Raw genomic sequence first — 22,541 nt, forward strand, 5'->3', positions numbered from 1 at the left:
GCGCGGTCCTTACTTGAGCTGCACGCGCGGATCGACAGCCTGGTACAGCAGATCGGTCAGCAGGTTGAACACCATGGTCGCCACGGCGACATAAACGGTAATGGCTTTGATCACCGGGAAGTCGGAGCGCTCCACCGCCAGGATCACTTCGCGCCCGATGCCCGGGATGCCGAAGAAGCGCTCCAGCAGGAAGGCGCCGATCAGCATGGCCGGCAGGCTCGCCATCAAGTGCGTGATGATGGGGATGGCCGCATTGCGCAGCACATGCACCCACATCACGCGCCGTTCCGGCAAGCCTTTGGCGCGCGCCGTGCGCACATAGTCCTGCCCCACCTCATCCAGCACGAAGCTGCGGTACAGGCGCAGGGTCGGCGCCAGCGACACGGCCAGCCCGATCAGGATCGGCAGCGCGGCAAAGCGCAGGTTGTCCAGCAGCCCCGTGCCCCAGCCCTGCACCGGGAACCAGCCGGCCTGGTAGGCCAGCCAATACTGGAACACGATGATGTAGACCAGGATCGACACCGACATGCCCACCGTGCACAGCACCATCAGCGCGCGGTCGGCCAGCGAGCCGCGCAGGAAGGCCACCGCCAGCGCCAGCGCAATGCCGAGCACCGTCTCCAGCACCGTCAGCGGCACCAGCACCGTAAGCGAAGGCCCGAGGCGGGTCGCGATAATGTCGGCCACCGGCTCGCCGGTGGCCCAGCTCTGGCCGAAATCGAAGGTCGCCACCTGCTGCAGGAAAATCCACAGCTGCACGTGCCAGGGCTGGTCGACGCCCAGCTGGCGCCGGATATTCTCGATGCTGGCCGCATCCGACATCTTGCCGGCCAGGATATAGGCCGGGTCGCCGCCAACCCAGTTGAACAGCACAAACACCAGCAGCACCACGCCCAGCAAGGTGGGCAGCATCTGCCACAGGCGGCGTATCAAGTAGGCGAACATGTGTTGCAAATTTCCATAAGTGCTTTACGTAGTGCTGTTTCGCAAAAGAGACGAATCGTCCAAAAATTGTATCGCCGGCCAGTTTTCATTTGACGCAATCTTAGCCGAAATGATCTCATGTTTTCCGGTAGAAACTATAGGGAAATGGTTTCTCCAAAGGGAGCACTCAAGCAGTAGTCATAAGCTGTAGCTCGTTTTTTGGTACAAACTTGGAGAAGAAACATGATGGAAAAGATCATGGCTCGTTCCGTGCGCCTGGTGTTTGCCGGCGGCATGGTGGCCAGCCTTGCCGTACCAGCGCTCGCACAGGATGCGAACGCGCCGTTGCAACGTGTGGAGATCACCGGCTCGAGCATCAAGCGCGCCACCCAGGAAACCGCCTCGCCCATCCAGGTCATCAGCAAAGAAGACCTGATGAAGTCCGGCAAATCCACCGTCGCTGAATACCTGCAGACCCTGACCGTCGACGGCGCCGGCTCGCTGCCGACCGGCTTCGGCAACGGCTTTGCCGCCGGCTCCACCGCCATCTCCCTGCGCGGCCTGGGCGCCACCTCCACCCTGGTACTGCTGAACGGCCGCCGCATGGCGCCGTTCGCCCGTGCCGACGACGGCCAGAAGAGCTTCACCGACCTGTCCACCGTGCCGATGCAGATCGTCGAGCGCATTGAGATCCTGAAAGACGGCGCCTCCTCCACCTACGGTGCGGACGCGATTGCCGGCGTGGTCAACATCATCCTGCGCAAGGACTTTGAAGGCCTGCAGCTGAAAGGCGATACCGGCATGTCGCGCTACAGCGACGGCAAGCAGCACAAGGCCTCGCTGACCTATGGCCAGGGCAACCTGGATGACGACAAGTACAACTGGGTCGCCAACGCCGAGTTCTTCAAGTCGGACCGCCTGAAAAACAGCGACCGCAAGGACCGCGCCTACATCGGCCGCGGCGACCTGCGCCCATGGGGCTTCCCGGTCGGCACCCAGTTCGCTGGCGGCTTCATCGCCGGCAACAACAATGCCAACGTCAACAACCCGGCCGGCGCCATCCGCAACCCGGCCACCAACGACTATGTCACGCTGCCTGGCTGCGAGAACCTGACCGCCACCAAGGACCAGACCGGCGCCAAGGGCGGCTGCCTGTGGCACCACGACCAGTTCCGCGACATGCAGCCGGAAATCGAGTCGATGAACCTGTACACGCGCGGCACCTGGCAGGTCAACAGCGACACCCAGGTGTACGTGGAAGCGGGCTTCTCCAAGCGCGACACTTCGTTCACCATGATCCCGCCGCACGTGAGCCCGACCGTCGCCTTCCCGCCCAACGCGTCCAACCCGCTGGGCTACGTCAACTACAGCAACCTGGCGCTGCTGGGCGCGACCCACCCGCAGAACCCGTACGGCGTGGCGACCCGCCTGCGGTATGTCGCCTTCGACATTGGCCCGCAGGTCCGTACCGCCAACAATGAATTCCAGCGCTACGTGGCGGGCATCAAAGGTTCGCTCTCCGGCTGGGATTACGATGCCGGCCTGACCCACTCCAAGTCCAAGCTGCACCTGGACTACAGCAATATGCTGAACATGAAAGTGCTGCGCGCGGCGCTGGGCGACCCGACCTCGCAATACTTCCCTTACTACATCGGCTCGCAGGCATCGAAGAACCCGGCTTCGCTGTACCAGGCCCTGGTGACCAACGCCATCTCCGACTCGACCACCCAGCTGGACGTGGTGGACGTGCACGCTTCGCGCGAGCTGATGCAGCTGCCGGGCGGCGCCCTGGGCCTGGCGCTGGGCGCCGAGCACCGCCGCGAGAAAGTCGACAACCCATCGCTGTCCGGCACCAGCGACGGCTCCATCAACGCTTCCTACGTGGCCGCCTTTGGCGACAGCAAGGTGAGCGCGGTGTTCGCCGAATTGCTGGCACCGGTGTGGCCGGGCGTCGAGCTGAGCGCGGCCGTCCGCTACGACAAGTACGACAACTTCAACTCCACCACGCCGAAGGCTGGCTTCAAGTGGACCCCGGCCAAGAACTTCGCGCTGCGCGGCACCTATACCGAAGGCTTCCGCGCCCCAGGCCCGGCCGAAGGCAGCCCGCTGTCGCAGTCGACCGGCACCTCCACCGTGATCGACCCGATCCGCTGCCCGGGCGGCAAGCCGGCAGCGGGCGGCGCCACGTCCACCGATTGCGGTATCCCGGTGGCGGCGGTGAAGGTCGGCAGCACGGCGCTGAAGCCGGAAACCTCGAAGGGTTCGACCCTGGGCATCGTCTGGGATCCGTTCGACGGCACCAGCCTGGCGCTGGACGCCTGGAAGATCAAGCGTTCCAACGAAATCAACCCGCTGCCGTACAACGAAGCGGCCGCCCTGCCGACCGCGATCCGTAACGACAACAACCTGGTGGTCAATGGTGTCGTGGTGCCGAACTCGGGTACCCTGGTGCTGACCCAGGCGCCCTACCGCAACTCCAGCTTCACCGAAGTGAGCGGTATCGACCTCGACATCAAGCAGCGCGTGCGCCTGGGCGACTACGGCCGCCTGAACCTGGGCCTGGTGTGGACCCACACCGCGTCCTGGAAGCGCCACGAGTCGGCCACCACCGTCTACCAGTACGCTGGCACCCACGGCAACTGCGATACCTCGAACTGCGCCGGCACGCCGAAGAACAAGGGCACCATCAATGCCTCCTGGGATATCGGCAGCTGGAACCTGACCGGTAACGTCAACTACCGCGACAGCATGCAGAACGTCTACTTCGCCGGCGGCCTGTGCGCATCGACCCTGGCCGATGGCAGTGGCGCACCGGGCGCTTGCAAGATCGCCTCGTTCACCACGCTCGACCTGTCGGGCCGTTACAACTGGAACAAGCAGCTGACCCTGTTCGCTTCCATCAATAACGTGACCGACAAGATCGCTCCGCTCGATCCGCTGACTTATGGCGGCCTGAGCTACAACCCGATGGATGCCACCGGTGCGATCGGCCGTTACTTCAAGATCGGCGCGCAGTACAAATTCTTCTGATCCCATAACCTGGGGTTCTGGCAAAAACGGCACCTCGGTGCCGTTTTTGCTTTTTATTGTTTCGGTTTGTTTCAGATTAGCAAGTTCGTATTGCCTTGGAAGCTCATCAATGGTTTGATACACGTCCCATTAATTTAGTAATGAGATTTTCAGCAATGATGATTGAGAAAGCCCTGTCTCGCTCCCTGCGCCTGATGTGCGCGGGCAGCTTGGCAATCAGCAGCATCTCCGCTTTCGCCCAGAATGCGGCTCCAGAAGCACCAATGCAGCGCGTGGAAATCACCGGTTCGAGCATCAAGCGCATCGCCGCCGAATCCTCGCTGCCGGTGCAATCGTTTAGCCAGAAGGACATCCAGAAGACCGGCGTCTCCACGGTCACCGACTTCATCCAGCAAATTCCGGCCATGCAGGGCTTCTCCGTGGCGGCTGACTCGGTCGGCGGCGGCGGCGGCGGCGTGACCACCGCCTCCATCCACGACATCGGCGCGGCCTACACCCTGGTGCTGCTGAACGGCCGCCGCATCGCGCCGGCCAATTCCGGCACCACCATCGACCTGAACTCGATCCCGCTGTCGGCTATCGAGCGCGTGGAAGTGCTGACCGACGGCGCCTCCGCCCTGTACGGCGCGGACGCGATCGCCGGCGTGGTCAACTTCATCCTGAAAAAAGGCGCCAGCGACTGGGAAATCAAGGCCAAGTACGCGCGCCCTGAAGCGAGCGGCGGCGCCAGCAACTCGGTATCGCTGAGCAAGGGCTTCGGCGACATCGACGACGACGGCTACAGCGTGTTCTTCTCCGTCAGCCACGACGAGCAGAAGCAGCTGAAGGCGTCGCAGCGCGACTTCGCCAGGACCGGCATCGTCAACTTCACCGACCCGGCCACCGGCAAGGCACTGCAGTTCATCAACGGTTCGCCGCGCGCGCTGCCGGCCAACGCCGGCGTGAGCTACGAAGTGATCGACCCGGCCACCGGCAAGCCAGTGGAAAAAACCCTCAACCTGAACCCGTACGCGCTGGCCCACGGCAGCAAGTGCGCCTCGTTCAACGCCGACTTCTACGGCGACGGCAACTGCTACTTCGACAGCGCCTCCACCATCGAGATCAACCCGAAATCGGAGCGCAACGGCCTGTTCTCCTCCGGTAAGCTGAAGCTGGGCCAGACCGGCCTGCAAGGGTTCTACGACCTGGCCTACACCGAAGCGAAGATCGTCGCCTCCATCGCGCCTTACCCGGCTGATTTCTCGATCGCCAAGGGCTCCGCGCTGTACAACAAGCACATCAAGCCACACCTGACCGCCGAACAGGATGCCGGCGTGACCTCCGTGGTCGCCAAGTACCGCCTGTACGAGATGGGCAACCGCACCTACGACTACGGCACCAAGGCCACCCACCTGGTGGCTGGCGTGGAAGGCCCGGTCGCCGGCTGGGACGTGAACTCGGCCCTGACCTACTCCAAGAACAAGCAGACCCAGAAATACGTCGGCGGCTTCCCGCTGGCCGACAAGTTCCAGGCCGCGATCGACGCCGGCACCATCGACCCGTTCAGCTACGGCCTGGGCGAAATGCCGCAAGCCATGCGCGACACCCTGCTGGGCACCGGCTTCTCCGGCACCTACAACACCCAGACCGTGGAAATGAAGGGCTGGGATGGCCGCGCCTCGCGCGAAGCGTTCAAGCTGCCGGGCGGCGCCGCCCAGATCGGCGTGGGCGCGGACTTCCGCAACACGTCCTACAAGGTCAACCAGGCCGACGTGGCGAAAAATGCCCAGATCCTGTTCGACAACCCGCAAGTGGACAGCGCCTACGAGCGCAACAACTTCGGCGCGTACACCGAGCTGAACCTGCCAGTCACCAAGGAACTGGAAGTGACCGGCTCGGCACGTTACGACCAGATCGGCGCCATTGACAACAACCTGACCGGCAAGAAAGTCGGCAGCAAGGAAAACGCCGCCACCTGGAAAGTCAGCGCCAAGTACGCCGCCGCCAAGAACCTGCTGTTCCGCGCCGCGGCCGGCACCGGCTTCCGCGCCGCCTCGATGCAGGAAATCGCCGGCCCGCTGGAAGACTGGGGCGTCACGGGCGGCAACTACCAGTGCCCGCTGACCGGCGCCATGTCCGGCCACCCGCTGGCCTCCTACTGCAACGGCGTGGTGCGCCAGCAGTTCGAAGCCTTCCAGGGCGGCAACCCGGACCTGAAGCCTGAGAAATCCAAGCAGTGGAGCCTGGGCACCGTCTTCGAGCCAACCAGCAAGCTGTCGATGTCGTTCGACCTGTGGAACGTGGAAATCCGCGACCAGGTGACCGCCGTGTCCGAAGGCCTGATCTTCGGCGACCCGGCCAAGTACGCCAACCTGTTCACCACCAAGCACATCAGCTCGACCGGCAAGGACGTGCTGGCCATCAAACTGCTGCCGATCAATATCGGTAAGGTGGAAAACCGCGGCATCGACTACGACCTGACCTTCAAGGACAAGCTGTACGGCGGCAAACTGACCAGCCGTCTGGCCGGCACCTACCTGATGCGTTCGCGTTACACCACCCCGGGCACCGACGACCAGTGGGAGACCAGCCTGAACCGCTACGGCTCGAACGACAAGGTCAGCTTCCGCCACGTGGTGCGCGCCACCACCAGCTTCGAGAAGGACAAGTGGACCCACACCCTGATCGCCGCCTACCGCAACGGCTACACCGACAAGGAACAGTCGGCGGATGACTGCTCGGTGATCGTGGCCGGCCAGCCGGGCGAATGCTATGGCATCACCCTGCAGGTGCCAAGCTACACCACCTTCGACTTCCAGACCGCTTACCGCGCCTCGGCGCAGCTGGAAATCACCGGCGGCATCACCAACCTGTTCGACCGCGACCCACCGTTTACCCTGCGTAACACCGGTTCGCACCAGGTCGGCTACAACCCATCCTACTCGTCGGCCCTGGGTCGCCAGTTCTACCTGAGCGCATCCTACAAGTTCTAAGCATCCTGGCCCCCGCGCCAGCTGGTCCCCGCCCGCGCAAGCCGGCGGGGATTTTTTTCGCCGGGCCCGGCGTGCCGCCACGCGCCGCGCTGCCTTACTGGCAATTGTGTAGCGAAATTGTCACACTTCACCCATCGGCAATAAGCTGCATCTATGCAAGTAATAACAAGTCAAGTTATTCACTAACGACCATTTACTTCGCCCATCTTCGCGCATAACCCGGATATTTCCGCGATTGCTTTCGCACGCGCGTACGCGGGAAAGGAAAGTTGTCTGGACCATTTGGCAGCGATTTACGGTTGACACACTTTGTTCGCGAGTGATTTGATGAACGCGGACGAAAGTCGGACATCACAAATGAACCATTTTCGGCCACATAAAAATGACGGTCCCGTACCGGGCCTTAAACTGTAGTGTAATTCTTGGGAGTAACAAAGATATGTTGAAGGAAACCATCCTGTCGCGCTCGGTCCGTGTGATCTGCGCTGGTGGCCTGGCGCTCGGCATGACCATGGCAAGCGCGCAGGAAATCCAACGAGTGGAAATCACCGGTTCCTCGCTGAAGCGTGTGGACTCTGAGACCGCCCTGCCGGTTCAAGTGCTGAGCAAAGCTGAAATCACCCGCACCGGCGCAACCAGCACCCAGGAACTGCTGAACAGCGTGTCGGCCCTGTCGTCCGCTGGCGGCACCAACAACGCTACCGGCGCCGGTAGCTCCACCTACGGCCTGTCGTCGATCTCCCTGCGCGGCCTGGGCGATGAGCGTACCCTGGTGCTGGTCAACGGCCGCCGCCTGGCTGCCTTCGCTGGCGGCGGCGGTGCAGCCGTCAACGTCAACGTGATCCCGCTGGCCGCTATCGAGCGCGTGGAAGTGCTGAAAGACGGCGCCTCCGGCGTGTACGGCTCCGACGCCGTGGCAGGCGTGGTCAACTTCATCCTGAGCAAGAGCTTCGAAGGCATCGAAGTCGGCGCAGGCTATGGCACCCCAACCGAAGACGGTGGCGGCCAGAACAACAAGTTCACCATCACCGCCGGTTTCGGCAACCTGGCTGAGAAGAACTACTCGGCTGTGATCTCGGCTTCCGTCGAAAACGAAAAAGCCCTGTACGGCTCCGAGCGCGATTTCGCCAAGAACGGCGTGCGCCCACCATACTTCGTCAACGGCGCCACCGGCCACGGCAACATCGAAGGCGGTATCGACCTGTCCAAGCCTTACCCGAACGAGCGTATCCCTGGCTTCGGTAACAGCCCAGGCACCGGCTACGGCAACCCGCTGGCCGCAGCCGGCAAGTGCGCCGACATCAATATGTTCAAGAACCCGACCAACAGCACCAAGAACGCGCCATACTGCACGTTCGACAGCGCACCGTTCGTCGGCCTGATCCCTAAGCGTGAACTGAAGAACCTGACCGGTAACTTCACCCTCAAGCTGAACGACGACCACCAGCTGTTCGCCGATGCGCTGTACTCGGAAAGCACCGTGACCCAGCGCTTCCAGGGTTCGCCACTGCGCCGTTCCTTCCTGGAAACCGACGCTGAGTTCCAGAAGCAAGGCGTACAGCCTTCCCTGCTGCTGTTCCCAAGCAACCCAGTGTACCAGTCGATCGCTGTGCCTTACCTGCAAAGCCTGGGCGGCGCCGCTGCGGCACTGATCGGCCAGCCGCTGGCGATCACCAGCCGCGTGTTCGACTTCGGCCCACGTACCAGCCTGGACAAAGCCAAGCAGTCGCGCTTCGTGGTTGGCGCCAAGGGCACCGTCATGGGCCAGGACTACGAAGTAGCCCTGACCAAGAACGTCTCCAAGCTGAACGGTTCGGTGCCTGACGGTTACTTCTCGCAAGTGAAGTACGCCAAGATCATCAACGACCCGGCCAACAACTGGAACCCATGGGCGGCAGGCGCGGTGCAGACCGGCGCCCTGGCGACCAAGCTGCAGGAAGCCAAGTACACCGGCGACACCCTGAACGCCAAGTCCGAGTCCACCCTGTTCGACGGCAAGATCGCCGGCGACCTGCCGACCCTGGCCGGCATCACCGGCCAGTACGCGGTCGGCGCGCAGTTCCGCGACGAGAAGTACAAGACCACCCCAAGCGCTGCACTGGAATCCGGTGACATCGCCGGCCTGGGCGGTTCCGTACCTCCAGTCGACCGTTCGCGCAAGATCAAGTCGGTCTTCGGTGAAGCCAACTTCCCAATCCTGAAGACCCTGGACGTTGGCGCCGCAGTGCGCTTCGACGACTACAATGACGTCGGCAACAGCACCAACTACAAGGCCAACGTGCGTTGGCAGCCTGTGAAGTCGGTCCTGGTGCGTGCATCGGCCGGTTCGGGCTTCCGCGCTCCAACCCTGACCGACCTGTGGCAGCCACAGACCACCGGCACCTCGGCCGCCTTCGACGATCCAGCGACCGGCCAGACCGACCTGCAGGTTAACGCCCTGTCCGGCGGTAACCCAGGCCTGCGTCCGGAAGAGTCGCGCCAGAAGTCGATCGGCCTGGTACTGTCGCCGATCAACAACCTGACCGTTGGCTTCGACTGGTTCCACGTCAAGGTCACCGACATCCTGGCCACCCCATCGGCCCAGGAAGTGGTGTCCCGCTTCCGCGCTGGCGACCCAGCGTACAAGAACCTGGTCACCCTGGACGGCAACGACATCGACCGCATCATCACCACGCTGAACAACACCGGCAGCGCTGACGTGAAGGGTCTGGACGTGTTCGCCCAGTATCGCCTGAACACCTCGGTAGGCCGCTTCGACATCGCTCTGAACGGTACCTACATGGACCAGTACGACCAGACCAGCCCAGGCGGCGCGCTGTCGAAGAAAGTCGGCAAGCTGGTTGACGCCGACGGCGCCCCAGTGCTGGGTGCTGACGACGGCGGCGTGGTGCTGCGCTGGAAGCATGCCCTGTCCACCACCTGGACCCAGGGTCCATGGGCTGTGACCTTCACCCAGAACTTCACCAAGCGTTACGAAGCAGGCAATGACATTGAAGGCAACCGCACCTTCATCCCATCGTCCGCCCTGTACGACCTGAACGTGAACTGGAAAGCATGGCGCTCCCTGGTCATCAACGCCGGCGTGCGTAACCTGTTCAACAAGGAACCAGCGATCTTCGTTCCTGTGTCGAACCAGTTCCAGAACGGCTACGACGTGACCCAGTACGACCCACGCGGCCGCTTCGTGTACGTGTCGGCTAACTACACCTTCAAGTAATCCCCCCCCGGGAACTTGAAACATAAAACCCCGCCGGATCGCTCCGGCGGGGTTTTTTATTGTGCGAAAAAATGGGGACGTACCCCATTTAAATGAATCGCTTAAATGGGGTACGTCCCCATTTTTTTTCAGTCGCCGCGCAGGCGGCGCTGGCGCACGGCGGCGGCCAGGTTCTCCAGTACCTGCACGCTGGTGTCCCAGTCGATGCAGCCGTCGGTGATCGACTGGCCGTAGGTCAGTTCCTTGCCCGGCACCAGGTCCTGGCGGCCAGCCACCAGGTGCGATTCCACCATCACGCCGACGATGCGGGTGTCGCCGCTGGCGACCTGGCCGGCGATGTCGGCGCACACCGGCACCTGGTTTTCCGGCTTCTTGGAGGAGTTGGCGTGCGAGGCGTCGATCATCAGGCGCGCTGCCAGGCCGTAGCCGGCAATCGCCTTGCACGCTTCTTCCACACTGGCGGCGTCGTAGTTCGGCGTTTTGCCGCCGCGCAGGATGATGTGACAGTCTTCATTGCCATTGGTCGATACGATTGCCGAGTGGCCGCCCTTGGTGACCGACAGGAAGTGGTGCGGCTGCGAGGCGGCCTTGATCGCCTCCACTGCAATCTTGGTGTTGCCGTCGGTGCCGTTCTTGAAGCCGACCGGGCACGACAGGCCCGAGGCCAGTTCGCGGTGCACCTGCGATTCGGTGGTGCGGGCGCCGATCGCGCCCCAGGCGATCAGGTCGGCGATGTATTGCGGGCTGATCACGTCCAGGAACTCGGTGCCGGCTGGCAGGCCCAGTTCGTTGATGTCGCGCAGCAGCTCGCGCGCCATGCGCAGGCCGTCGTTGATGCGGAAGCTGTTGTCCATGTACGGGTCGTTGATCATGCCCTTCCAGCCCACGGTGGTGCGCGGCTTTTCGAAGTAGACGCGCATGACGATTTCCAGGTCCCCCTTCAGGCGCTCGCGCAGCGGCGCCAGGCGGCGCGCATATTCCATCGCCGCCTTCGGGTCATGGATCGAGCACGGGCCAACCACCACCATCAGGCGGTCGTCCTGGCCGTGCAGGATGCGATGCAGGGCGACGCGCGCTTCGGAAGCGGTCTTGGAGGCCGCCTCGGTGCAGGGAAATTCGCGGATCAGGTGCGACGGTGGCGTCAGCTCCTTCATTTCACGAATGCGCAGGTCGTCGGTACGTTGCATGATGGTTTCTCCTGGGACTTGAAAACGTTTATGTAAAAAAAAACCGCCATTTCTGGCGGTTTCTTTGGTATCTGCTGGGATCTCGTTTTTGCTGCTACGTGAACCGGCCGCTACTCCACCGCCTTTGGGTTGGAATTGCTAAAGTAAAAAAAGCCGGTAAAGAAGTGCAGGTGCATTGTCGAGTTCCAATGATTTCGATCCACTATAGCAACAGTTACCACCTAATGCAAGCGAGGCGTTAGGCGCGGCGGCGGGCGCCGGCCAGGCCCAGCAGGCCCAGGCCGAACAGCGCCAGCGTGCCCGGCAGCGGGACCTCGACCGGCTTGGTGCCGCCCAGGGCGCTGATATACACCGTGGTGTCCAGCGCCGAGTCGCCGCGGTCGCCGATGATGAAGGTCAGGGTGTGCGCCACGCTGGTGTCCAGGCCCGACAGCGAGAAGGTCTGGGCTGGCGAGCAGCCGTTGCTGCCGGCTGGGCACAGGACGCCATCCAGCTCGGTGCCGGCAATCGCCGCCATCGACGGGTGGTCGATATTCACCGGCTTGCCGCCGACGAAGGCGATGTTCACGCCATCGATCAGCAGGCCGAAGGCATCCACAAACTCGCCCACGTATTCCGGGAACTCCTCCGAACCAAACACGGTATTGAAGAACACGCTGCCGGTGGTGGTGGTGAAGTTGATGGTCAGTTCCGTCACGTCGAAGTAGCTGGAATTGCCGCCAATCTGCGACAGGGTCGCTTGCTGCGCAGCAGTGCCTGCCACACCAAAGGAGGTCGATTTACCGGTGACGTTGTTGGGGCCGTCAGCGTAATCGCGCACATCACCGGTCGACAGGATGATGCCGCCGCCGATGCCATAGGTGCCGCTGGCATTGGTGAAGGTGCCGGTCGAGCGGTCGTGCCCGCTCAGCGTGACGCTGTTGATGGTGAAACCGGTCGAGCCGGCGGCGGCGGCGCTGGCCAGCGCATTGGCATCGGTATTCAGGCTGGCGACAATTGCGTGCGCCGGGGTGGCGGCGAGCAGCGCGCCAAAGGACAAGGTGAGGCTGGCGATCAGGTTGAACGGCTTCATGTATTTCCCTTCGGATTTAAATTCCCGGGGAGGGAGCAAAATACATGCCAGTCTGATAAGTAACTGTTTTAATTAATGTTACCTCACGGCCAACAGTGGCAAGTGTACAAGTTTCCGACACTAACTTGCATGTTGCATGTAGATGCTTCCACGCAACAAACCGCGCCCGGCCCCGCGCATTTTCAATCGTGCGTTGATGCCGCTCAAATAGAATCGCTTCAGCCGTTGCAAGTCCGGCAACAACGGTGCTTACATCGGCCCTGGCCTAACTACCGAGGAGAGATTGATGACCCGTTCCATCCTGGCAGCACTGGGCGCCTTGGCCGCCCTGCCCGCCCTGGCGCAGCAACAGCAGGCTCCTGAAGAAAAAATGATCCGTGTCGAAATCACGGGTTCTTCCATCAAGCGGCTGGTCTCTGAAACGTCCCAGCCCCTGTCCGTTTTCAAAGCCGAAGAATTCGCCAAGCAGGGCCTGACCACGGCGCAGGAAGTGCTGGAGCGCATTCCCGCCAACCAGGCCAGCGTCGGCGCCGGCAATGTGGTGGGCGGCAACCTGAGCGGCCTGCCGACCGGCGGCCAGGCGGTGGCCGACTTGCGTGGCCTGGGCGGCGACAAGACCCTGGTGCTGCTGAACGGACGCCGCATCGCCAACCATCCCTACGACGGCGCCAGCGTCGACCTGAACGTGATCCCGGTGGCGGCGCTGGAACGGGTCGAGGTGCTGCGCGACGGCGCCTCCGCCATCTACGGCACCGATGCGATCGGCGGCGTCATCAACTTCATCACGCGCCGCTCGGTGACCAGCACCACGCTGACGCTGGAAGGCATGCTGCCGCGCGAGAGCGGCGGCAAGGAGCGCCGCGCCAACGTGGTGACCGGCTATGGCGACCTGGAGCGCGACGGCTGGAACGTCATGGGCGTGCTGGACTGGCAGAAGCAGGACGTGCTGACATCGCAGCAGCGCGACTTCTCCGCCACCGGCGTGATCCCGGCGCGCGGGCTGGAGCTGACCTCCGGCACCACCTTCCCCGGCAACTACTTCGATCCCGGCACCGAGAAGCAAGGCAATCCCGGCTTTGCCGCCGGCTGCAACCCGCCCTTCTCCGTGCCGCGGGCATCCAACGGCACCTGCCGCCAGGACTACACGCGCCTGATCGACAACCTGCCCGAACAGGACCGCCTGGTCGCGTTCGGCAAGGCCACCATCAAGCTCAATGCCGACACCAGCGCCAGCCTCGAATACCTGCACTCGCGCAACAAGGTCGTATCGCGCACCGCGCCGCCGCCGCAGACCGACCTGGTGCTGCCGGCCAGCAGCCCCTATTACCCCGGCAATGCCGGCGGCGTGCCGGCCCAGCCCGGCCTGTCCGGCCAGCCGCTGTTCGTCAACTGGCGGCCGCTGGAAGCGGGCCAGCGCCGCATCAACTCGCGCGGTGAAGGCGACCGCCTGGTCGCTACCCTGGAAGGCCTGGCGGCAGGCTGGGACTACAAGGCGGGCCTGAACCACTCGGTCAGCAAGTCGGAAGAGGACTTCACCGGCGGCTATGTGCAGGATGCCGGCTTCGCGGCCGGCGTGCGCAACGGCATCCTGAACCCTTTCGGCCTGCAGAATGAAGCGGGGCGCCAGTACCTGCAAAGCGTGGCCCTGCGCGGCAAGGTGCAGGACGCCAAGAACAAGGCCACCACGGTCGACGCCAAGGCGTCGCGCGACCTGATGCCGCTGGCCGGCGGCGCCATGGCAGTGGCGCTGGGGGCGGAATTCCGCAAGGAGGATGCCGACTTCAATGTGAACCGCGACATCGCGGGCCAGGCCGCCAGCTCCGGCCTGTCGGGGTCCCTGTCCAAATCCGGTTCGCGCAATGTGAAGGCGCTGTATGGCGAATTGAGCCTGCCCTTCATCAAGGACCTCGATGTGCAGGCCGCCGTGCGCTACGACCATTACAGCGACGCCGGCAGCACCACCAACCCGAAACTGGGCGTGCGCTACCAGCCCACCGCGCAGGTGGTGCTGCGCGCCTCGGCCTCCACCGGCTTCCGCGCGCCAACCCTGTTCGAGAAAAACGCGCCGCAGTCGAAGAACGACACCAGCAATTCCTATAACGACCCGATCCTGTGCCCGAACGGCGTGCCGCAGCCTGGCGCCAACCCGCTGCGCGATTGCGACCTGCAGCAGTTCAAGCTCCAGGGCGGCAACCCGAACCTGACGCCGGAGAAGTCGAAGACCTTTTCCTTTGGCGCGGTGTTCGAGCCGATGCGCAACGTGACCCTGGCGCTCGACTACTGGAATATCAAGGTGAAGGACAAGATCGGCGCGCTGCCGGAGCAGACCATCTACGGCAACTATCCGAAGTACAAGGACCGCTTCCTGCGCAATCCGGACGGCTCGCCGTTCGCCATCCTGGACCTGAACGAAAACCTGGGCCGCGTGCGCACCGACGGCATCGACCTGAGCGCAACGGTAAGCAGCGGACGCACCGACTTCGGCAGCTTCACCTTCACGCTGGATGGCACCTGGGTCCACAACTACGAGTACCAGAACGAGCGCGATGGCGCGTACACCCAGAACGTGGCGACCTATGGCGACAACGGGCCGATCATGCGCTGGCGCCACAACGCGGCGCTGACCTGGCGCCACGGCGACTGGGGCGCGACCCTGTCGCAGAACTATAAGACCGGCTACACCGACCAGAACCTGGTGGCGGCGCAGTACTTCAACGAGGTGGATTCTTACCAGCTGTGGAACCTGTCGGCCACCTACAGCGGCTGGAAGGGCCTGACCCTGACCGGCGGCGTGAAGAACCTGTTCGACAAGGACCCGCCATTCACCAACCAGGGCACGGTGTTCCAGAAGGGCTACGACCCGCGCTATTCGGACCCGATCGGCCGCGCCCTGTACTTCCGCGCAGCCTACACCTTCTAAAGCAGGAAACCAGGGCCTGGCCCCAGGGTCGGGCCCTGGCCTTCCGCCTTCCCGTTCCTTACTCTCCCTTGATCAGGCTGGCAACCTTGGTGGTGATGATGTCCACCGCCGGCCCGTTCGCCCCATGCGGCAGGATCACGTGCGCATGGCGCTTGGTCGGTTCGATGAACTGCTTGTACATCGGCCGCACCGTTTCCATGTACTGGTTGATCACGCTCTCCGTGCTGCGCCCGCGCTCCGCGATATCGCGCTGCAGGCGGCGGATAAAGCGCACGTCGGCCGCCGTATCGACGAAGATCTTCAGGGACATCTGCTTGCGCAGGTCCGCATCGTACAGGGCGAACAAGCCCTCGATCACGATCACCGGCGCCGGCTTGACGGTAATGGTTTCGGTGGTGCGGTTATCCTGCGCAAAATCGTACACCGGCATCTCGATCGACTCGCCCGCGCGCAGCTTCTGCACGTGCTCCACCATCAGCGGCCAGTCGAATGCGTCCGGGTGGTCGTAGTTGACCTTGCGCCGGTCCTCGGGCGCCATATGGGTCTGGTCCAGGTAGTAATCGTCCTGCAACACCACGGACACCACCTCCGAGCCGAAGGACTTCAGCACCTCGCGGGTGACGGTGGATTTGCCGCTGCCGCTGCCGCCTGCGACCCCAATCACGAAAGGTTTATTGCTCGAATTGTTCATGTGATGTCCGTCCCAGGCAAAAAAAACCGGGTATTTTACCCGGTCTTGGCACTGCACCCGCTTAAGCGGTCCCGCCGACTGTCACGCCGTCCAGGCGCAGGGTCGGCTGGCCGACGCCGACCGGCACGCTCTGGCCCTCCTTGCCGCACACGCCCACGCCCGGGTCCAGCTTCATGTCGTTGCCGATCATGGTGATGCGGTTCATCACATCCGGCCCGTTGCCGATCAGGGTTGCGCCCTTCACCGGATAGGTCACCTTGCCGTCTTCGATCATGTATGCCTCGGACGCCGAGAACACGAACTTGCCGTTGGTGATGTCGACCTGGCCGCCGCCGAAGTTCACCGCGTAGATGCCGTTCTTGACCGACGCCAGGATCTCGCCCGGGTCCTTGTCGCCGCCCAGCATATAGGTGTTGGTCATGCGCGGCATCGGCAGGTGGGCGAACGATTCGCGGCGCGCATTGCCGGTCACGTTCATCTTCATCAGGCGCGCATTCATGGTGTCCTGGATATAGCCCTTCAGGATGCCGTCCTCGATCAGGGTGGTGCACTGGGTCGGGTTGCCCTCGTCGTCGATATTCAGCGAACCGCGGCGGTTGGCCAGGGTGCCGTCGTCGACCACGGTGACGCCCTTGGCCGCCACGCGCTCGCCGATGCGGCCGGAGAAGGTGGACGAGCCCTTGCGGTTGAAATCGCCCTCCAGGCCGTGGCCGATCGCCTCGTGCAGCAGGATGCCCGGCCAGCCAGGGCCCAGCACCACGGTCATCGGGCCGGCCGGCGCCGGGCGCGAATCCAGGTTCACCAGCGCCGACTTGACCGCGTCGGTGGCGTACTGGTCGAGCAGCGCATCGGTAAAGTAGCCGTAGTCGTAACGCCCGCCGCCGCCGGAGGAACCGACTTCGCGCCGCCCGTTCTGCTCCACGATCACGGTCACGGACACGCGCACCAGCGGGCGGATGTCGGCCGCCAGCACGCCGTCGCTGCGCACCACCAGCACCACATCGTATTCGCCGGCCAGGCCGGCCATCACCTGCACCACGCGCGGGTCCTTGGCGCGCGCCAGCTTTTCCACGCGCTCCAGCAGCTTGACCTTGGACGCCGCGTCGAGCGACACCAGCGGGTCGTTCGGCATGTACAGCGAACGGCCGCCGACCGGCGTCATCTTGCCCGCCACCTTGACCTTGCCGGCGCCGGCGCGCGCAATGGTGCGCGTGGCCGCCGCCGCGTCCAGCAGCGCGGTTTCGGAAATTTCATCGGAATAGGAGAAGGCGGTCTTGTCGCCCGACACGGCGCGCACGCCGACGCCCTGGTCGATCGAGAAGGAACCGGTTTTCACGATACCCTCTTCCAGGCTCCAGCCCTCGTTCTTGGTGAACTGGAAATACAGGTCGGCATAGTCGACCTTATGGGTGAACATGCTGCCCAGTGCTTTCAGCAGCTTGCTTTCGTCCAGGCCGAATGGCGTCAGCAGGATGTCTTTCGCTGCGGCCATGGCAGACAGGTTAGGGTCGAATGGTTTCATATTAGAAAAATTCTTTTGGATTGTACTTAGCCGGATTTTAGAGGATTCGGTGCTTCAGCGCAGGCAGGCTTTCACGCACGCCGTGCATGAACTGCGGGTCCAGCTCGCCCGCCACGACGCCCTCGCCTTCCGCCAGCACCGCCTTGACCTCGCCCCACGGGTCGATCAGCATGGAATGGCCCCAGGTGCGGCGGCCGTTGACGTGGCTGCCCCCCTGGGCCGCCGCCAGCACGTAGCACTGGTTTTCGATGGCGCGCGCGCGCAGCAGGATTTCCCAGTGCGCCTTGCCGGTGGTGTAGGTAAAGGCGGCCGGCACCACGATCAGGTCGAGCGGGCCCATGGCGCGGTACAGCTCGGGGAAGCGCAGGTCGTAGCAGACCGACATGCCGATCTTGCCCACCGCCGTTTCCACGGTGCCAACGGTCTTGCCCGGCACGATGGTGCGCGCTTCGTCGTAGGACTCGGTGCCCTTGCTGAAACCGAACAGGTGGATCTTGTCGTAACGGCCAACATGCTTGCCCTGCGGATCATAAACCAGTGTGGTATTGATCACACGCTCGGGATCGTCCGACGCCAGCGGCAAGGTGCCGCCCAGCAGCCAGATGCCGTGTTCGCGCGCCATGGACGCCATGAATTCCTGGATCGGTCCGCGGCCCAGCGCCTCGGCCCTGGCGACCTTGTCGCTGTCGCTCATGCCCATGATGGCCCAGTATTCCGGCAGCAGCACCAGCTGCGCACCGCCGGCGGCGGCTTGGCCGACCAGGCGGCGGGCGGTGGCAATGTTCTCTTCCACCACCGGGGTGGAAACCATCTGGATCGCGGCTACCTTACTGGCTGGATGGGTCATGGGGTCGGCTCCTTCGGTGTTTCAATCTTGGTGATGACCGGCGCCTTCCATGGCCCGGTCACCTGCATCTGGTAGGTCAGCGCCTTCATCATCGGCGCGCTCAGGAACAGCTGCGCCAGGTAGCTGCCCAGGCCAATCACCGGGTTCACCGCCAGCGCATACACCAGCGGCGCCGTGCCCAGGTTGACCTGCGGGATCACCACCACGCGCAGGTTGGTCGATTCGTTGGCGATGTCGGCCGTGCCGTCCATCAGCACCGTGGCCTGCACGCCGTGCATTTTCAGGTTGTCGGTCTTGACGATGCCGCGGTTAATGGTGGCGTTGGCGGTAATGCCGTCAAACTGCAAGCCTTCCGAGAACACGTCGGTGAACTCCAGCTTGAGCAGGCGCGGCAGCGCTTGCAGGCTCAGCACGCCGAGCAGCTTGGCCGCGCCCGGGTCCTGCTTCAGGAACTGGCCCTTCTCCACGTTCAGCGCCAGCGTGCCGGACAGGCTCGGGATATCGAGCGCATACGGCATGCCCTTCCAGTTGATATCGCCGCTCAGCTTGCCTTTGCCGTTGCGCAGCGTATCGGCAAAGCCGAAGCGCTCCAGCAGCTTGCCGGCGTTATGGATGTCCATATTGAAGTTGAGCGCCGTGTTGTGCTGGCCGTCCCTGGTCTGCCAGCGGCCGGTGCCGTGCACTTCGCCATCGGCATTGGCCAGCGACAGCTTGCTGATGCGCCATTCGCGCGCCGAGGTCACCAGCGCGTTATACGCCTGCAGCTCGAGCTGGCCGAGCGGACGGTTGAACCACTCCAGGCGCTCCACTTCGATATCCAGCGCCGGGATGGTGGGCGAGGTGGTCGAGCTTTCCAGCAAATCCTTCACTTCGGCCGCCTGCGATTCGGGAATGGTCAGCGAGGACAGGCGCGCCGTCACCTTGCCCACGCCCTTGCCGGTCGGCGACTCGCTCCACGTCACATAGCCGACGGCCTGCTGCGAATCGATGCTGGCCTGCCACACGCCTTTGCTGTGGGTGGTGCCGACCACTACATTGTCCAGCTTGCGCTCGCCCACAATCAGCTCGCTGGCGCGGGCCGCCATGGTTTCCGGCACCACGTACTGCGACACGTCGGCGCCTTCGGCAGCTGCCGTGCCGGCCGGCGCGGCGGCGCGCGGCTCGTTGCCGGCGATTTCACTGGCCAGCTCGATCCAGTGGTCGACATTGAGCGACTTCAGGCTGGCGTTGATCATCAGGCCGCTGTCCGGCTCCGGCGCCGGCAGGTTGACGCCGATGCCGCCGCTTTGCAGCTTCCACGGCCCCTTGTTGACGCGTTGGCGCTGGTAGCGCGCGGCATACGACTGGCCCAGCGTGATGCGGATATCGTCGCGCGCCACACCCTGCTCATTGGCGGCGCCACCGTTCAGCTGGAAGTGCAGCGGCATGCTGTCGGCCGCCGCCTTCTTCAGCGGCGCCGGGAAGTCGAAACTGGCGCCCTGCAGGCTGGAATCGATCGCCACTTCGTACTTGTGGTCGCGCGCGGTGATCAGGCCGCTGAACCTGGCGCTGCCGCCCAGGTGGTTGGCCAGGCGCTGCATGGCGGCCGACGGGTATTGCTTGCGCAAGCCGTCCACGCTGGCGCTGCCGCCGAGGCGCACCTGGATGCTGCCATCCTTCTGGCTGCCGCCGCTGACCGACAGCGGGCCGCCCAGCAAGGTGCCGCCCAGGTTGTTCAGGTTGACGCCCTTCTCATTGAATTCGATCTTGCCGGTGGCGCCCGCCACGGTCGGCATGTCGTGCCACAGCACCACGTCATTGCCCTGCAACTGCAGTGTCCCCTGCACTTTCGACTCGACCAGGCGCGCCAGCGGCAAGTTCAGTTTCAGCCCCAGCCGCGCATTGCCGGTCGCCGTGGTCTCGTCGGTAAAGTGGCCGATCCAGTCGATCACCGGGCTGGCCAGCACGTACTTGAGGAAATCCTGCATCGGGCCGCCCGCCGTGCCGTCGATTTCGAGCACGCTATCGTGGTGGTACAGGTCGGCGATCACCGCCTTCACATTGCTCAAGGCCAGGCCGCCGGTGCGCGCCGTATCGGCCTTGATCACCATGCTGGCACGGTCGAAGGCGATGCTGCCGCGGATCTTTTCCGCCAGCGGCCAGACCGGGCTCTTGCCATCCTTGGCGAAATGGCCCGGCTCGTAGTTCAGGCGGCCATCGACGATGCGGCCGGCAATGCGGAACTCGCCGCGCGCCTTGTCCGGCGTGCCGTCCTGGAACGGGAAGTGCGACAGGTCGCCGCGCAGGCGCAGCGTGGTGTCATGCAGTTTGCCGTCTTCCAGCGCGCCCACCAGCCAGTGGCGGGTGTGCTCGGGGGTTTGCCGGGGCAGGTAGCGGCCGATGCGGTTGATGGTGAAATTGTCGATGCTGCCGGCAAAATCCGATGTGCCGGGCCCCTTGGCGCCCGGGCCGCGCGGCAGTACGTGGCTGCCGACCAGCTTGAGCCGCATGCCGTCCTGCAGCAGGTCCAGCTGCTCCAGCTTGAGCGCCAGCTGTTTCGGGTCGGCCAGCGACCAGCTGCCTTTCAGCGCCAGCTGCTCGAACGCCAGCGGCGCATCGTCGAACCAGGCCGGCATGGCCAGGGTGAAGCCGGGCGCGTCGAGCGTCACGCTGCCGCCCTGCTCGCCCGCTTCCACATGGCCGCTCAGCTTATCGAAACCCGGCAGGTTGGGCAGGGCCGGCATCGGCAGCGCCTTGGCCGAACGCGCCACTGCCGGACGCGCCGCCAGCGGCTGCATGCCCAGCGCATCAAGGTCGGCGCGCAGCTTGTAATCCTTGGCCGCCGACAGCGGGCCGCGCCATTCGGCCACCAGGTTGCGTACGCGCCCGCGTGGCGCCGCCTCAGCCAGCAGGTCGCGCTGCGCCTGCGGCAGCGGCAGCCGGGTCGCCAGTTCGGACAGGATATTCAGGTCGAGCGAAGCAGCCTTCACCTCGGTCCAGGTGGCGACGCTGGCGGCCACCACGTGGCGCGCCGAGGCGGTGGTCGGCGCCAGCTCGACGCCGTCGCGCGTGCGCAGCGAAAAATCCTTCAGTTCCAGCGCGCGCGTCATCGCTGGCTGCGTACCGGGCCGGTTCACCAGGGTGGCGGCGCGGTCTTCGCTGGCGGACACGCGTCCGCGCAGGGCCGCCACATCGAGCTGCGGCAAATCGTGGCCCAGGGTCGCCACCACATTGTCCAGCGCGACATCGGCCGTGAAGGCGGTCGGCCGCGCCTGGTCGAGCGTGAGCCAGGCGCGCACGCCGCCGCTGGCCGACTTGACCTCGAGCGCGCCAGGCAGGTAGGGCTTCCAGGCCGCCAGGTCGGCGCGCCGCAGTTCGGCGTACAGCTCGCCCTTCCACAGCTTCACTTCCGACACGCGGGCAAACGGCTGGTGGCTGAAATCGGCGCGCACGTCGAGCGGCGCCGCCATGGCTGCCGGCGGCGTGGCGTGGAAGGCGAACTGGTGGCGCCGCCATTTGTTCAGCATCAGGGCGCTGACATTGTCCAGCTGCAGCGGCGGGCTGCCGCGCTGCAGGTCGGTCCAGGTGATGCGCCCTTCGCGCACCACCACCTCGCGCTGCGACAGCAGCCAGTCGGCGCTGCGGCCGTCGCCCTTGCGCTCCAGGTCGATATACATGCCGGCCGCGTACAGCTTGCCATCAGCTTCGCGCCGCAGCTCGACGTTGGGCCGGTGGAACTCCAGCGATTCGAAACGCAGGCCGGCCGCCGGCACGCTCCACCACGACAGCGTGGCCGACACGCTCGGCAGGTGCAAGGCTTGCTGGCCCTGGGCGTCGCGCATCACCACATCGCCCAGGATCAGCTGCGGGCGCAGGCCCTTCCAGGAAGCGTAAATGCGCGCCACGCTGACCTGCTTGCCCACCGCCTGGCTCGCCAGGCGCTCGATATCGGGCTTGTAGTGGTCAATGTTCGGCAGCACGACCCAGCGCAGGGCCAGGAACAGGATGGTGAAGGCGAAATACAGCAGCAGCGCCAGCTTGAGGGTGAAGCCCAGCACATGGTGGGTGGCCAGGTTCCAGAAGCGATAGGCGGCCCGCAGCCGATGCCAGCGCTGTTTCAGCGGGGCCTCGACTGCCTCAATTTGCTCCACCAGGTTGTCCTTCAATACGCTCAAGCCAG

The 22,541-nt window shown here is 64.2% G+C and carries 11 protein-coding genes; 4 read left to right on the plus strand and 7 right to left on the minus strand.

Features of this window, described 5'->3' with window-relative positions:
• Positions 1-9: 9 nt before the first annotated feature.
• A complete protein-coding gene (locus tag ACE3TQ_RS00120; RefSeq protein ID WP_374579855.1) occupies positions 10-945 on the minus strand; it encodes an ABC transporter permease in 936 nt (311 codons plus the stop codon).
• A gap of 222 nt (positions 946-1,167) precedes the next feature.
• Between ACE3TQ_RS00120 and ACE3TQ_RS00125 the strand changes: the two genes are divergently transcribed.
• From ACE3TQ_RS00125 to ACE3TQ_RS00135, 3 genes are all read left to right on the plus strand, one after another.
• The gene (locus ACE3TQ_RS00125) at positions 1,168-3,954 is read left to right on the plus strand and encodes a TonB-dependent receptor (protein WP_374579856.1); all 2,787 of its coding nucleotides are present in this window, start codon (positions 1,168-1,170) and stop codon (positions 3,952-3,954) included.
• A gap of 155 nt (positions 3,955-4,109) precedes the next feature.
• A complete protein-coding gene (locus tag ACE3TQ_RS00130) occupies positions 4,110-6,926 on the plus strand; it encodes a TonB-dependent receptor (protein ID WP_374579857.1) in 2,817 nt (938 codons plus the stop codon).
• A gap of 439 nt (positions 6,927-7,365) precedes the next feature.
• Entirely contained in the window at positions 7,366-10,143 is a 2,778-nt protein-coding gene (locus ACE3TQ_RS00135; protein ID WP_374579858.1) for a TonB-dependent receptor, read from the plus strand.
• A gap of 128 nt (positions 10,144-10,271) precedes the next feature.
• On the opposite strand, the gene aroG is transcribed toward ACE3TQ_RS00135, so the two are convergent.
• Together aroG and ACE3TQ_RS00145 are read right to left on the minus strand one after the other, a co-directional pair.
• Positions 10,272-11,330, minus strand: a complete 1,059-nt coding sequence (gene aroG / locus ACE3TQ_RS00140) for a 3-deoxy-7-phosphoheptulonate synthase AroG (RefSeq protein ID WP_374579859.1) — start codon at positions 11,328-11,330, stop codon at positions 10,272-10,274.
• 238 nt (positions 11,331-11,568) lie between these two features.
• Positions 11,569-12,402 (minus strand): choice-of-anchor L domain-containing protein, encoded by an 834-nt coding sequence (locus ACE3TQ_RS00145; protein ID WP_374579860.1) that lies wholly within the window; start codon positions 12,400-12,402, stop codon positions 11,569-11,571.
• 286 nt (positions 12,403-12,688) lie between these two features.
• On the opposite strand from ACE3TQ_RS00145, the gene ACE3TQ_RS00150 reads away from it, so the two are divergent.
• Positions 12,689-15,322: a TonB-dependent receptor gene (locus ACE3TQ_RS00150; RefSeq protein WP_374579861.1), complete on the plus strand. Its 2,634-nt coding sequence runs from the start codon at positions 12,689-12,691 to the stop codon at positions 15,320-15,322.
• A 58-nt stretch (positions 15,323-15,380) separates the two neighbouring features.
• Here ACE3TQ_RS00150 and udk read toward each other — a convergent pair whose 3' ends face one another.
• From udk to ACE3TQ_RS00170, 4 genes are all read right to left on the minus strand, one after another.
• Positions 15,381-16,013 (minus strand): uridine kinase, encoded by a 633-nt coding sequence (udk, locus tag ACE3TQ_RS00155; protein ID WP_374579862.1) that lies wholly within the window; start codon positions 16,011-16,013, stop codon positions 15,381-15,383.
• Between the two features lie 61 nt (positions 16,014-16,074).
• On the minus strand, positions 16,075-17,535 hold the full coding sequence (gene tldD, locus ACE3TQ_RS00160; RefSeq protein ID WP_374579863.1) for a metalloprotease TldD: 1,461 nt from the start codon (positions 17,533-17,535) through the stop codon (positions 16,075-16,077).
• Between the two features lie 37 nt (positions 17,536-17,572).
• The gene (locus tag ACE3TQ_RS00165) at positions 17,573-18,382 is read right to left on the minus strand and encodes a carbon-nitrogen hydrolase family protein (protein ID WP_374579864.1); all 810 of its coding nucleotides are present in this window, start codon (positions 18,380-18,382) and stop codon (positions 17,573-17,575) included.
• Entirely contained in the window at positions 18,379-22,536 is a 4,158-nt protein-coding gene (locus ACE3TQ_RS00170) for a YhdP family protein (protein WP_374579865.1), read from the minus strand. Before ACE3TQ_RS00170 ends, ACE3TQ_RS00165 begins: the two co-directional genes overlap by 4 nt.
• Positions 22,537-22,541: the final 5 nt, after the last annotated feature.

The sequence above is a fragment of the Pseudoduganella sp. genome, from assembly GCF_041914865.1.
In the GTDB taxonomy this organism is placed as follows: Bacteria; Pseudomonadota; Gammaproteobacteria; order Burkholderiales; family Burkholderiaceae_D; genus Rugamonas.